Raw genomic sequence first — 13,448 nt, 5'->3', positions numbered from 1 at the left:
CACCTTATTTCATGGATTTATGATTGATGTCGTTGATAAACAAAAACAGCGCAAGGTTGCGCGATCAGGAGCGTGCCCGACTTATCTGGCTTCTGACCACTGATAAAGCGGTCACGTCGGCGTTACTCGGAAAATTGACCCTGGCTGAGCAATATGACGTCGGTACCTTGTCCGACGATATTGCTGAGGTAGGGGCGCTGGTTGCCCATCTGCCACCGCCGGACCTGGCGGATACCCTCGAGTCTCTCCCTTCAGAAGAGCGTCACGCCCTGTGGCGACTGGTGCAGGATCATGAGCGTGGTCAGGTACTTCTGGAGGCTTCGGAGAACGTCTGGGATGATCTCATCGATGATATGAGCGACCGCGAACTGCTCGATGCCGTGCAAACGCTGGATATTGACGAGCAGATCTACCTGGTTCAACACCTGCCGCGTAACCTGACGGGCCGCCTGCTGGCATCGCTGCCGGCGGAAGAGCGTGCTCGCGTACGCCAGGTGATGGACTTCGCTCAGGACAGCGTCGGCGCGATCATGGAGTTCGAAGTGATCATGGTGCGCCCGGACGTCACGCTGGCCACCGTGCAGCGCTATTTGCGCCGCAAAGGGAAAATGCCGGAAAACACCGATAAGCTGTTTGTCACGGCGCGCGACAAAACTCTGCTTGGCGAGCTGTCGCTGCAATCCATCCTGCTCAACGATGCACAGCGTCGGGTGAGTGAGGTCATGAATAACGAGCCAATGGTCTTCTCCCCGGAAGATGACGCTGAAAAGGCAGCGCGTACCTTCGAACGTGACAACCTGATCAGCGCCGCAGTTGTGGATTCCGTTGGCAAACTGATGGGCCGCGTGACGATCGATGAAATCGTTGACGTAGTCTACGAAGAGACCGACAACGATCTGCGCGCGTTAGGCGGTTTGAGCGCCGAAGATGACGTCCATGCCTCCGTCGGTAAAGCGGTCAAAACGCGCTGGGCGTGGCTGGCGATTAACCTCTGCACCGCTTTTATTGCCTCCCGGGTGATCGACGGCTTTGAACATACGATTTCACAGCTGGTGGCGCTGGCCTCCCTGATGCCAATTGTGGCAGGGATTGGCGGTAACACCGGGAATCAAACCATCACCATGATCGTACGCGCCCTGGCGCTGGAGAAAATCCAGCCCGGCAACTTTACGTTCCTTATCCTCAGGGAGATGGGCGTGGCGCTGATTAACGGCCTGGTGTGGGGCGGGATTATGGGCGGCATCACCTGGTGGCTGTACGACGATATGGCGCTGGGTGGCGTGATGATGCTGGCGATGGTGCTTAATCTGCTGGTGGCGTCGATGATGGGGGTGATCATTCCGCTGACGATGACCCGCTTCGGGCGCGACCCCGCGGTGGGGTCGAGCGTGATGATCACCGCCATTACCGATACCGGCGGCTTCTTTATTTTCCTTGGTCTGGCGACGATTTTCCTGCTGTAGCCGCGTGCTTACGCTTCAGCCGGGCCGGGATTATCACCATCACGATGATCCCGCCCAGTACGCCAATCGCCAGATTGCCGGTTGAGACGGTGGCCGCAACGGTCACCAGCATGACCAGGGTTTCAGCAATCGGCGCGTCTTTCACGGTTCCCGGCTGAATGCTGTGCCAGTTGAAGGTCTTGAATGCCACAATCGCCATAATCCCGGCCAGCACCGCCATCGGAATGTACGCCATGACTTCGCTCAAGCCGGTGACCAGAATCAGCAAAACCACACCCGCCGCAAGCGTCGATATGCGGCTGCGTCCTTTCCCCATCTCCACGTTAACGATGGTTTGCCCAATCATTGCGCAACCGGCGATACCGCCGTAAAAGCCGGACATCATATTCGCAACCCCCAGCCCGATGCTCTCCCGGCGTTTACTCGACGGCGTCAGGGTGAGTTCATCCACCAGTTTTGCCGTCAGCAACGATTCCATCAGACCGACAAAGGCGATGCTGAGCGCGCAGGGCCAGATAATGCTCAGGGTGTGCAGGTTCAGCGGCACCAGCAGCTGCGTCAGACCCGGCAGCCCGCCGCTCATGGAGCCTTCGTCGCCGACGGTCGGCAGAAGCTGCCCGCTGGTCACGGTAAAGAGGGTTAAAACGACAATGGCGATAAGCGGAGAGGGAACGCTTTTGATAACCCGAGGCGCCCACAGGACTATCAGCAGCGTCAGCACAAACAGGCCGACGATCAGCGGGCTTTTGGTCCAGAAATGGGGCACCTGGGCAAAGAAAATCAAAATGCCGAGGGCATTCACAAACCCGGTCATCACCGACTGGGGAATAAAGCGCATCAGACGCGCCATGCCGAGCACGCCAAACAGGATCTGAATGAGACCGGCGAGGATCACGGCGGGCAAAATGTACTGAACCCCGTGCAGATGCACCATTGGGCCGATCACAAGGGCCACGGAACCGGCAGCAGCGGTAACCATCGCCGGACGGCCGCCTAAAAAGGACATCGCCAGACAGAGCACCACCGAGGCGATAAGACTCACCTTCGGGTCCACTCCGGCGACCACGGAAAACGAGATCACTTCGGGGATAAGTGCCAGGGCGGTAATCACGCCGGCTAAGGTTTCGCGCATCAACATTTTAGGTGAGCGCAGTACGCTTGAGACGCGACCATCGTCAGGCGTCAGGGCAGAAGTGTGTGGTAATGACATAGCTATTCGCAGGTTAGGGCAGGCTTCCGTGCGCGCGATCACAAAGTGCAGCATAGTAGCCAGAAAAGCCGCGCGGTGCCAGCCAGCAATCCTGATACCCACACAATTATTCAAACATTTAATTTCACAATTACAATAATTTCTTAACCTTTAAACAATGTTTAAAAATTGTTAACGTTCCCCCGCAGCTTATTTCACCTGCAATTTCCACGTAAAAAGCACGACTACAAGTAAGGCATAAATGATGAAAAAAATGACTGCCATGCTCTTTTCTATGGCCGTAGGGCTGAGCGCCATCTCAATGGCGGCGAAAGCGGATACGCCTAAAGAGCAGGAAACGGACGTCCTTTTAATTGGCGGCGGCATTATGAGCGCCACGCTGGGCACCTATTTACAGGAATTACAGCCAGACTGGTCGATGACCATGGTTGAGCGCCTCGACAGCGTGGCGCAGGAGAGTTCGAACGGCTGGAACAACGCCGGAACGGGCCACTCGGCACTCATGGAACTGAACTATACGCCGCAGAAAAAGGACGGTTCCATTAGTATCGAGAAGGCGGTTGAGATCAACGAAGCCTTCCAGATCTCCCGCCAGTTCTGGTCGCATCAGGTAAACAGCGGTGTGATGCACGACCCGCACTCCTTTATTAATACCGTTCCGCACATGAGCTTTGTGTGGGGCGACGACAACGTTAACTTCCTGCGCGCGCGCTACGCCGCGTTGCAGCAGAGCAGCCTGTTCCGTGGCATGAAATATTCCGAAGATCATGCGCAGATTAAAGAGTGGGCGCCGCTGGTGATGGAAGGGCGTGACCCGAATCAGAAAGTGGCCGCGACCCGTACTGAAATCGGGACCGACGTAAACTACGGTGAAATCACCCGTCAGCTGGTGGGCGCATTGCAGAAGAAAGACAACTTCAAACTGCAGGTCAGCACCGAAGTGCGTGGCTTTAAGCGTAACGCGGATAACAGCTGGAGCGTGACCGTTGCCGATCTGAAAAACAATGAAGCCGAGCACGTGATCAAGGCGAAGTTCGTCTTTATCGGGGCCGGTGGCGCTGCGCTGAAACTGTTGCAGGAGTCCGGTATTCCGGAAGCCGACGACTACGCGGGCTTCCCGGTTGGCGGCCAGTTCCTGGTCTCTGATAACCCGGAAGTGGTGAACCGTCATCTGGCGAAAGTGTATGGTCAGGCTTCCGTTGGTGCTCCGCCGATGTCTGTTCCGCATATCGACACCCGAATTCTGGACGGCAAACGCGTGGTGCTGTTTGGGCCGTTTGCGACCTTCTCCACGAAATTCCTGAAAAACGGCTCCCTGTGGGATCTGCTGAGTTCCACCACGACCTCGAACTTTATGCCGATGGTAGATGTGGGCCTGGATAACTTCGATCTGGTGAAATACCTGATTAGCCAGGTGATGCTCTCCGATGATGACCGTTTTGCTGCCCTGCAAGAGTACTACCCGCAGGCGAAAAAAGCCGACTGGCGTTTATGGCAGGCGGGTCAGCGCGTGCAGATCATCAAGCGCGATCCGAAAGAGGGCGGCGTTCTGCGTCTGGGTACGGAAGTGGTGAGCGACAAAGACGGGACCATTGCCGCGCTGCTGGGCGCATCGCCTGGAGCATCCACTGCGGCACCGATCATGCTGCATCTGATGGAAAAAGTGTTTAAAGATAAAGTCGCCAGCCCGGAATGGCAGGCGAAGCTGAAAAACATTATTCCGTCTTATGGCACCAAACTGAACGGTAACGTGGCAGCGACGGAACAAGAGCTGGAATACACCAGCGGTGTTCTACAGCTCAAATACGAAAAACCGCAGGCAGCAGATGTTGCACCGCAGGCGCAACCGCAGGCAAAACCACAGCCGGAATCTAAACCGGTCGCGGATATCGCGCTGTAAATACTATGAAGGACAAAAAAGCCGGGTATCACTACCCGGCTTTTTTTTTAACGCACGACTGCGTTTTCGACTTTCTCGTCGGCTTTCCAGACGCGGTATTTCACGTCGATATTCTCGGGCGTGTAAACCACAATCGGTAATTTGCTGTTGTAGCGCAGCAGGCTGTTATCGCCGAGATACGCTGTCACGAACTGCTGCGTTTTTTTCCCGTCCGGGCAGGCCATCATCGTGGAAACCGGCGACGTCACATTATCGAAGACGTAATAGTCGTAGCCCCAGCCTTCCAGGGTTTTGCTTTCCAGTTTGCCGCCAAGGCGATGACGATTGCAGTCCACTTCCAGGTTCTGTCCAATCAGAAGCTCTATTTTAAACGCAGACTCATCTTCCTGAGCCGGGAGCTGGATAACCTGACGCTTCATGCCTTTTTCCGCCTGCGGGTACGGCGCAATCTTTTCCAGAGGCTGCGCTTTCGGCGTTTCGCTTGCGAAGGCGCTGGTGCTCATGCAGGCAGCAGCCAGAAGGGCGATGGCAAATTTAGGTGTGTTTTTCACAGTCATTCCTTTTATGTCAAACAATCGATGCAAGATTAGCATAGTGCAGACGGCTGCCTGGTGGGATTTACCTATATTTTGATTTCACTCGGTTGATCACACTGCTTTTGTGGCTGAATGGCAGAGATAAATGCTGATATGGAATGAAAGGGGAGATCGTGTTAGGGTTAGCGCTAAATAATGTTATTCATCTGTAAAGGAAAGAGAGACATGGTCCGCGCAAAGCTTAAAACCCCCGAAGGCAGGAAGTTTTTACTGGCGCTGTTTGTGGTGTTTCTGATTGCCGCCGCAGGCGTCGGACGGGCAACAATCGTCGGTGTGATTGAGCAGTACAATATTCCGCTCTCACAGTGGACGACCAGCATGTACGTCCTGCAGTCGGCGATGATTTTTGTTTACAGCATGGTCTTCACCATTTTACTGGCGATTCCGCTGGGGATCTTTTTCCTCGGTGGCCCAGATAAGCATTGAATAATCGCCCATGATAAATAAGCCAACCTTCGGGTTGGTTTTTTTGAAAGCGAGAATGGCACAGCACGAAACTGCTCCGTCGAATTACGGCATTAAACGTTTGGCACGGCCACAATAACCGTAATACCGCTTCTTCCCAATCCGAACATGGAACCGGAACCGGTGCGGACAATGCGCATGACCACGCCTTTGGCGGGCATGTGGGTGCGGGCGGTGGCTTCCATATGTAACGGGAATCAATGTAAATTAAAAGGCCATCGATTGATGGCCTTTTTAATGACAGAAAAAACAAATAAGGGCTAACGAGGGGTGTCGTTAATAAACGTCAATACACCTCGCTGAATACCAATGATATTTTCGCTTTTCATTTCAGCCAGAATACTCATTACGCCACTGCGGGATAGCCCTGTCTTTTCCATAATATATTTGCACGAGTTTGTTTTCAGCCGGTATTGCTCACTCTCGTTCATTAAGTCAACCAGACAGTCACGGATAATCTCCCGCGAGCGTAGCCCTATACTGTAATGACTTAAGGCAGAGTGCAGGCCCATAATGTAGAGAAGATAGTTACTGTAATCTTCCCACATTTTCTGCTCTTTAATGATCGTCATGGCGGTTTTATAAGGCAGAATCGCGACATTCACCGTGGTGACGCTCATCAATCGGAACGCATTCCCCATATATTCTGGATGCGATATTCCGGCCACAAAGGGCGCTTTCAGCGTTCCTTTAAGCGTTCCGTTATCAATACGAGAAATATCCACCAGCCCTTCGAGGAGAATTAAGCACAGACGCTCACCCTGGCTATCAAGATGCAGGATACGGTGTGCGGAAAATTGTTTAAGCTGTGCGTGAGGAAGAAAGCGATGGATCAATCGGTCAATCTGCGCGTGCGGTTTAAAACGCGTCAGTGTGTGGATTGGCATGGCAGCTTTGGGATTCATGATGGTGCCCGGCGTTTTTAAGTAATTATCGCAGAAGCTGTGAAACGCGCAATCACATGCTCACACTGCGACATAAAACAACTATACGAATGGTGAGCATTGTTTAATGAACCCTGGGATGAGTCGCCAGGGGTCATAGTCGTAAGAAAGAAGTGCAGGGGGTTACTCAGAAACCATCCACATATCCGCTTCTTCAAACATCTCTTCCAGCATGCGGTTAAGTTTCTCGCGATCGCTTTTGCTGGCATCGCTGTTCAAACCGTTCGCCTGCATAGGTTTCACTTTCACCACTGCCTCCGGGAAGATCCGGTGCACGCGTTTTGTTAATTCATTCAGGATGATGTCACTGGCGCCCGGTAAACCTGCAACGTTGCGCTTGTCATAAACGAGTTCAACAAACATAACTGCCTCATGATAACTGTTTTTATATACAGCATCTTCGCGGTTACGCCCTTAAGAGTCAAGCAGTCCGGATGTTCAGGCATAAAAAAACCAACCGTAAAAGGTTGGTTTTTTTTACTATTTTGGTCGGCACGGAGAGATTTGAACTCTCGACCCTCGCCACCCCATGACGATGCGCTACCAGGCTGCGCTACGTGCCGACGTATGAAAAAGATACTACCTGTTTGCATTCTGAATGCAAGAGTGTACCACGCTAACTGATTTAAAATTAATCAGTTAGCGATAAACCGTTTCTCGTCAGTGAGCACCTGTAGCAACAGGCTCAGCTGCGGTTTTTGGTCGTGAATCTTCTCACCCTGCAGGTTATACGTCTGGTAATTGCCGTTGCTGTTGAGCACCAGCGTCAGTGCTGGCGTAGTCACTGCCAGGGTGTTATTGCTTGCTGCCGTCACCCAGTTATGTCGACGCGTGGCGCTAAACAGATCCTGACCCTGGGAATACTCATTCGCCGGTGTGCTGACGTGCAGCAGGCGTTGCATCAGCGTGGTCATCACATCTTTGTGATCTGTCAGCATATTGATGCGCTGCGCCGGTGTGCCCGGCCAGTGTACGACCAGCGGAACGTGCAGGTTAGGGCGCGACCAGTTCATGTCCGTCGCTTCATCGCCCAGCGGCACGCCATGGCCCGCAGTGATAATCACCACGGTATTGTCCAGCTTGCCGGATTCGCGCAGGGCGTTAATCACGCGCGCAATCTGATCGTCGACATTGCCAGCCGCGCGGCTGTAGCGGCGGACAAAGCCTTTTTGATTGCTGTCATCAAGGTTAGTGCCGTTAAAGGCCACCCATGAGAACCAGCGGTTATCTTCTTGCGCGTAACGATTGAGCCAGTTTACCCACTGACCGGCAGTCTGTTCGTCAGTCTGATTTTGCGCAGGCGGCAGTGAGAAATCAGACAGCAGTGCCTGGCGATAGAGCGGGCTGCTGAAACCGTCAGAGGAGAACAGTCCCAGCTGGTAACCCTGTTGGTTCAGGGAGGTAATCAGCGCCGCAGGCGTTCGGGAGGAAAGCACGCCGTCCATATAGCCGGCGGAGATGCCGTAGAACAGACCAAAAATACCGGCGTCGGTGTTATTTCCCGAGCTCATATGCTGGGTGAAGTTGATGTTCTGCTCGGCAAACTGTGCAAGCGCAGGCATCTGCTTCTCGTAACGGGAGTAGTTCAGACCGTCGACGGTAATAAGCAGAACGTTCTGGCCCTGACCCATATCGCGATAACGTAACTCGCTCAGCGGATACTGGACCGACACGGCTTCCGGATTACCTTGTTCCACCAGACGGCGCTGATATTCCTGCGCATCCAGCAGGCCGTGTTTCTCCAGGAAGCGGCGTGCCGTCATCGGATAGGAGAGCGGCAGGTTGGCGCGCTGCATTGTAATCGGGCGATAGAAGTTCGCATCCGCCCAGATGTACATAATATGGGAGCTGATAAACGCGACGAAAAACAGCGCCGCAACGGGCTGGGCATAGTGGCGACGGCGGGTGAGGCTTCGCAGTTTTTGCCAACTCCAGGTGGCAAACAGCATCTCAATCAGCAGGATAATCGGCACGCTGATAAACATCAGCTGCCAGTCACGCGCGGTTTCGTTCTGGTCGGGATTGATCACCAGTTCCCAGACGATGGGATTGAGATGGAGGTGAAAACGGGTGAAAACTTCGCTGTCGATCAGCAGCAGGGTCATGCCGACAGTGGCGAGAATTGCGGATAAAAACCGCATCAGCCTCTGCGACATCACGATAAACGTCAGAGGGAACAGAATCAGCAGATAGGTGGCGAAGACCAAAAAGCTAAAGTGCCCGACAACGCTTATCCAGGAGTAAATGCGCCCGGTTAAGGTCGTCGGCCAGTCGGCCACTAACAGATAACGGCTGCCGAGTACCATGGCCAACAGAATGTTGAACAAGGCAAACCAGTGCCCCCAGCTAACCATCTGGGAGACTTTTTCACGGTAGCGCTGACGATTCGTCACCATAGACTGTCGTTCGTTTCCCTTAATGCGCCTGGTCGTCGCTGACGGAGGACTGCAACGCGTGGGCGAATGATTTTGCGATCGCCTGACGTTGGGCCGGAGCAACGCTGGTATTGATAAGGTTGGTGACCATATTTCCCAGAACCATCAGGGAGAGATCGGTCGGCGTTTTATGTTTTTCAAGTACGTTGACCAGCTCACTGAGCAGTTGTTCAACGTGTTCATCACTATAGCGGGAATGTTGTGGCATAAATCGAAATCAGTTTGTTGATGAGAGGGCAACATATTACCGTAGCAACAGCTTTTTTTCCCCTTTTTTATCTTCTATTGCACACATGCGTGGGTGGTGGTTGAATACCGCCCGGTCTTAAAGGAGAGTTTATCATGAGTCTGGATATCAACCAGATTGCCTTGCACCAGCTTATCAAGCGTGATGAGCAAACCCTGGAGCTGGTGCTTCGCGATTCGTTACTGGAACCAACGCCTACCGTTACGGAAATGATGGCGGAGCTACACCGCGTCTACAGCGCTAAAAATAAAGCCTATGGCATGTTCAATGACGAGAGTGAGCTGGCCGAAAGCCTGCGTCTGCAACGCCAGGGCGAAGAGGATTTTCTGGCGTTTAGCCGCGCGGCAACCGGGCGTCTGCGTGATGAGCTGGCAAAATATCCGTTCGCTGACGGCGGTATCGTACTGTTTTGTCAGTACCGCTATCTCGCCGTGGAGTACCTGCTGGTCACGGTGCTCAGCAATCTGAGCAGCATGCGTGTCAACGAGCAGATGGATATCAGCTCCACACATTATCTGGATATCAACCACGCCGATATTGTGGCGCGAATCGATCTGACCGAATGGGAAACCAACCCGGAATCAACGCGATATCTGACGTTCCTGAAAGGGCGCGTGGGCCGCAAAGTCGCCGATTTCTTCATGGACTTCCTCGGCGCCAGCGAAGGTCTGAACGCGAAAGCGCAGAACAAAGGGCTGCTGCAGGCCGTGGATGATTTCACCGCAGAAGCGCAGCTCGATAAATCCGAGCGTCAGAACGTGCGTCAGCAGGTTTACAGCTACTGCAACGAACAGCTGCAGGCGGGCGAAGAGATTGAACTGGAGTCGCTGTCGAAAGAGCTTTCTGGCGTCAGCGAGGTCAGCTTCCACGAGTTTACGACGGATAAAGGCTACGAACTGGAAGAGAGCTTCCCGGCGGATCGCAGCACCCTGCGTCAGCTCACCAAATTTGCCGGTAGCGGCGGCGGGTTAACGGTGAACTTCGATGCCATGCTGCTGGGCGAGCGCATTTTCTGGGACCCGGCGACGGACACCTTAACCATCAAAGGTACACCGCCGAATCTGCGCGACCAGCTGCAACGCCGTACGTCTGGCGGTAAATAACAGCCATAAAAAAACCCCGCAATGCGGGGTTTTTCTCAACTTGTTGGCGATTAAGCGCGAACGAAGTCGACGTGAGACAGTTTTGGCTTGAACGGGTGACGCTGAACAGCCTGAACTTTCACTTTTTCTTCTTTGCCATCGATAACGATAGTCAGAACTTCGGTGTAGAAACCTTCTTTAGTCTGCTGGTTCCAGACTTTGTCCTGGTCCATCTCGATTGCTACTGGAGCAGCATCGCCACCATAGATGATAGCCGGGAATTTGTTAGCTGCGCGCAGGCGGCGGCTCGCACCCTTACCCTGCACAGAACGTACTTCTGCATTGATAGTAAACATTGATTTCTCTCTGTAAATAAGTCCTGCTACAGGCGACCCAGCAGCAGGTGAGTGTTCTGCCTCACGGATGTGAAGCGGGCGGCATTTTATACTCAAACGCCCGTCACATCAATCAAAAGTGCCCTTAACCGCGCAATTCATTGGCCCGACGGAAACGCCCTTCGTAATCGAAGACCTTCTCGCGCACCTGCCAGAACTGGCCTTTTTTGCGCGCGACGACAAAATCCGGGTGGCGCAACAATACCTGCTGATGGACGATGTCGGCGACCGTTATCCAGCGCAATGGCACACCTGGCGTGCGGGTATGCGGGCGAATAAACAGCTGTTCAAAAGCCGTGCGCTGGGCGGGCGTATGCAGACGAAAACGCTCGCTGACGTCTGCGCCGTCCTCATCGTAATAGGTGATTTTCAGCCATTCGCCTTTCTCGTCGGCGCCGGATTGCAGCGCCATGCCCGAGCAGCGTAGCACCAGCGCGTCTTTCAGCTTCAGCGCGGCTTTCAGCATGTCATCGGGATCGACCAGCACCGTGTCACATTCGCGACAGCGCCGCGCGGCAATATCATTTTCGGCGTTACACTGCGGGCAGTTTTTAAAGCGAAAACGGTAATCGCACTGCTCGCGATGACCGTCGTCATCCTCAAACCAGCCCTGACAGCGGCGGCCAAAATGCTCGATCAGAGTTCCGTCGGCAGTGGTTTTCCCCCAGAAGGTATTGGCGAAACCGCAGCCAGGACAGAAAACCTGCACCGGGACGTTCCCGCTTTTGCCTTTTGGCGTACCCACTTCCGGTGAATAGAGATCGTGCGGGTTCCCGGCGTAGTCGAGAATCAGACAGTCGGTCTTGCCGGGAGACAGCCGCAGCCCACGGCCGACAATCTGCTGATACAGGCTGACGGATTCGGTCGGGCGCAAAATCGCAATCAGATCCACGTGCGGGGCGTCAAACCCGGTGGTCAGCACCGAGACATTCACCAGATAGCGGAACTGCTGTGCTTTAAAGGCGTCGATCAGCGTGTCGCGCTCGGGTCCTGGCGTTTCACCGGTGATCAGCGCCGCGTCGTCGGCCGGAAGCAGGCCGGTTATCTCTCTGGCGTGCTCGACGGTGGCCGCGAAAATCATCACTCCTTTGCGCGTCTGGGCGAACTCTTCGATCTGGCTGATGATATGCGGGGTGATGCGCTGCTGTTTTTTCAGCTCCAGGTTCATATCTGCTTCGCTAAACAGCCCGTTACTCTGGGCCTGCAAACGGCTGAAATCATAGTGCACGACCGGCATATCCAGCCGTTCGGGCGGCGTCAGATAACCGTGCTTAATCATGTAGCGCAGGGGCAGCTCATAGATGCAATCGCGAAACAGGGCTTTTTCGTCGCCACGCACCATGCCGTGATAATGGAACTGATAGATCCAGCCTTTGCCGAGGCGGAAGGGCGTAGCGGTCAGCCCCAGCAGGCGAACCTGCGGGTTTACCGTTTTCAGATGATTAAGGATCTGCTGATACTGGCTCTCATCGTCATCGCTGATCCGATGACACTCGTCGACAATCAATAGTGAGAATTCACTGCGAAAATGCGCCAGGTTTCGTGCGACCGACTGCACGCTGCCAAACACCACTTTGCCGTGGCTCTCTTTGCGTTTCAGCCCGGCGGCGAAGATATCGGCCTCAAGACCCAGAGCACAGTATTTGGCATGGTTTTGCGCTACCAGCTCTTTGACGTGGGCCAGCACCAGCACCCGGCCACGCGCCAGCCGTGCCAGTTCGGCAATCACCAGGCTTTTGCCCGCTCCGGTGGGCAGGACGATGGCGGCAGGTTCAGTGTGCTTGCGAAACCAGGCGAGGGTGGCGTCAACGGCTTCCTGCTGATAGGGGCGAAGTGTAAAAGTCATGAGCTCTCTATTTTGTTATCACGCACATAGTATGCCACGAAACTTTTTCCCTTGAGTGGCGCAACCAGACCGCTATACTGGACCGTTCTTGACTGCTTCTTTTTCGGACATGTTGTCCGACTTCCAGCACCATAAAGGCTATAAGATTTCATGCGACTTGATAAGTTTATCGCTCAGCAACTCGGCGTAAGCCGCGCTATTGCCGGGCGTGAAATTCGCGCCAGCCGCGTTACCGTGGATGGCGATATTGTGAAAGAGAGCGCTTTCAAACTCCAGCCAGAACATGAGGTGGAGTACGACGGCAACACGCTGACCCAGCAGAATGGCCCGCGCTATTTCATGCTCAACAAGCCGGAAGGGTACGTGTGCTCGACGGATGACCCGGATCACCCGACGGTGCTCTATTTCCTGGATGAACCTGTCGCGCACAAGCTGCATGCGGCGGGGCGTCTGGACATTGATACCACCGGTCTGGTGCTGATGACCGACGACGGCCAGTGGTCGCACCGCATTACGTCTCCGCGTCATCACTGCGAAAAAACCTATCTGGTTACGCTTGAATCACCGGTGTCTGACGATACCGCCGAGCAGTTTACCAAAGGCGTGCAGCTGCATAATGAAAAAGATCTGACCAAACCCGCGCTGCTGGACGTGCTCACCCCGACCGAAGTGCGTCTGACCATCAGCGAAGGCCGTTACCATCAGGTGAAGCGTATGTTCGCCGCCGTCGGCAACCGTGTGGTTGGGCTGCACCGCGAACGCATTGGTGAAATCGCCCTCGATCCCGAGCTTGAACCCGGTGAATACCGCCCGTTGACGGAAGAAGAGATTGCCAGCGTTGGCATGCCTTCCCGCTAATTTCAGG

The 13,448-nt window shown here is 54.3% G+C and carries 13 protein-coding genes and 1 tRNA gene; 5 read left to right on the top strand and 9 right to left on the bottom strand.

Translation table 11 applies throughout. The features are described from left to right. Positions 1–26 precede the first annotated feature (26 nt). Complete coding sequence (gene mgtE / locus C0560_RS13980) at positions 27–1,463, top strand: magnesium transporter (RefSeq protein WP_181826602.1); 1,437 nt, start codon at positions 27–29, stop codon at positions 1,461–1,463. On the opposite strand, the gene C0560_RS13975 is transcribed toward mgtE, so the two are convergent. Continuing rightward, on the bottom strand, positions 1,426–2,727 hold the full coding sequence (locus tag C0560_RS13975; RefSeq protein ID WP_248860291.1) for a SulP family inorganic anion transporter: 1,302 nt from the start codon (positions 2,725–2,727) through the stop codon (positions 1,426–1,428). The genes mgtE and C0560_RS13975 overlap by 38 nt on opposite strands. 190 nt (positions 2,728–2,917) lie before the next feature. On the opposite strand from C0560_RS13975, the gene mqo reads away from it, so the two are divergent. Further along, positions 2,918–4,573 (top strand): malate dehydrogenase (quinone), encoded by a 1,656-nt coding sequence (mqo, locus tag C0560_RS13970; RefSeq protein WP_248858783.1) that lies wholly within the window; start codon positions 2,918–2,920, stop codon positions 4,571–4,573. A gap of 47 nt (positions 4,574–4,620) precedes the next feature. Here the strand turns inward: mqo and eco are convergent, their stop codons facing one another. Continuing rightward, a complete protein-coding gene (gene eco, locus C0560_RS13965; RefSeq protein WP_248858781.1) occupies positions 4,621–5,130 on the bottom strand; it encodes a serine protease inhibitor ecotin in 510 nt (169 codons plus the stop codon). A 204-nt stretch (positions 5,131–5,334) separates the two neighbouring features. Here eco and C0560_RS13960 point away from each other — a divergent pair, with 204 nt between their 5' ends. Continuing rightward, positions 5,335–5,595, top strand: coding sequence for a DUF2534 family protein (locus C0560_RS13960; protein ID WP_100779489.1), 261 nt, complete (start codon positions 5,335–5,337; stop codon positions 5,593–5,595). Between the two features lie 299 nt (positions 5,596–5,894). Here C0560_RS13960 and C0560_RS13955 read toward each other — a convergent pair whose 3' ends face one another. From C0560_RS13955 to C0560_RS13935, 5 genes are all read right to left on the bottom strand, one after another. After that, positions 5,895–6,539 carry a helix-turn-helix domain-containing protein gene (locus C0560_RS13955; protein ID WP_248858778.1) on the bottom strand — a complete coding sequence of 215 codons (645 nt, stop codon included), beginning with the start codon at positions 6,537–6,539 and terminating at the stop codon, positions 5,895–5,897. A gap of 162 nt (positions 6,540–6,701) precedes the next feature. Further along, positions 6,702–6,941, bottom strand: a complete 240-nt coding sequence (locus tag C0560_RS13950) for a DinI family protein (protein ID WP_100779492.1) — start codon at positions 6,939–6,941, stop codon at positions 6,702–6,704. 123 nt (positions 6,942–7,064) lie between these two features. Further along, a tRNA-Pro gene (locus C0560_RS13945) sits at positions 7,065–7,141 on the bottom strand. A gap of 72 nt (positions 7,142–7,213) precedes the next feature. Beyond that, positions 7,214–8,974: an LPS biosynthesis-modulating metalloenzyme YejM gene (gene yejM / locus C0560_RS13940; protein WP_181826599.1), complete on the bottom strand. Its 1,761-nt coding sequence runs from the start codon at positions 8,972–8,974 to the stop codon at positions 7,214–7,216. Between the two features lie 19 nt (positions 8,975–8,993). Further along, positions 8,994–9,221, bottom strand: a complete 228-nt coding sequence (locus C0560_RS13935) for a YejL family protein (protein ID WP_100779494.1) — start codon at positions 9,219–9,221, stop codon at positions 8,994–8,996. Positions 9,222–9,355: 134 nt separating this feature from the next. Here C0560_RS13935 and yejK point away from each other — a divergent pair, with 134 nt between their 5' ends. Next, positions 9,356–10,363, top strand: coding sequence for a nucleoid-associated protein YejK (gene yejK, locus C0560_RS13930; RefSeq protein ID WP_123427254.1), 1,008 nt, complete (start codon positions 9,356–9,358; stop codon positions 10,361–10,363). A gap of 50 nt (positions 10,364–10,413) precedes the next feature. Here yejK and rplY read toward each other — a convergent pair whose 3' ends face one another. Continuing rightward, positions 10,414–10,698, bottom strand: a complete 285-nt coding sequence (rplY, locus tag C0560_RS13925; RefSeq protein ID WP_100779496.1) for a 50S ribosomal protein L25 — start codon at positions 10,696–10,698, stop codon at positions 10,414–10,416. Positions 10,699–10,822: 124 nt separating this feature from the next. After that, on the bottom strand, positions 10,823–12,583 hold the full coding sequence (locus C0560_RS13920) for a DEAD/DEAH box helicase (RefSeq protein WP_248858776.1): 1,761 nt from the start codon (positions 12,581–12,583) through the stop codon (positions 10,823–10,825). Positions 12,584–12,733: 150 nt separating this feature from the next. On the opposite strand from C0560_RS13920, the gene rsuA reads away from it, so the two are divergent. Next, the gene (gene rsuA / locus C0560_RS13915) at positions 12,734–13,441 is read left to right on the top strand and encodes a 16S rRNA pseudouridine(516) synthase RsuA (protein WP_107703210.1); all 708 of its coding nucleotides are present in this window, start codon (positions 12,734–12,736) and stop codon (positions 13,439–13,441) included. Positions 13,442–13,448 lie beyond the last annotated feature (7 nt).

This window comes from Lelliottia sp. AC1 (genome assembly GCF_023278595.1).
In the GTDB taxonomy this organism is placed as follows: Bacteria; Pseudomonadota; Gammaproteobacteria; order Enterobacterales; family Enterobacteriaceae; genus Enterobacter; species Enterobacter nimipressuralis.
This window is presented reverse-complemented; position numbering and strand designations above follow the sequence as displayed.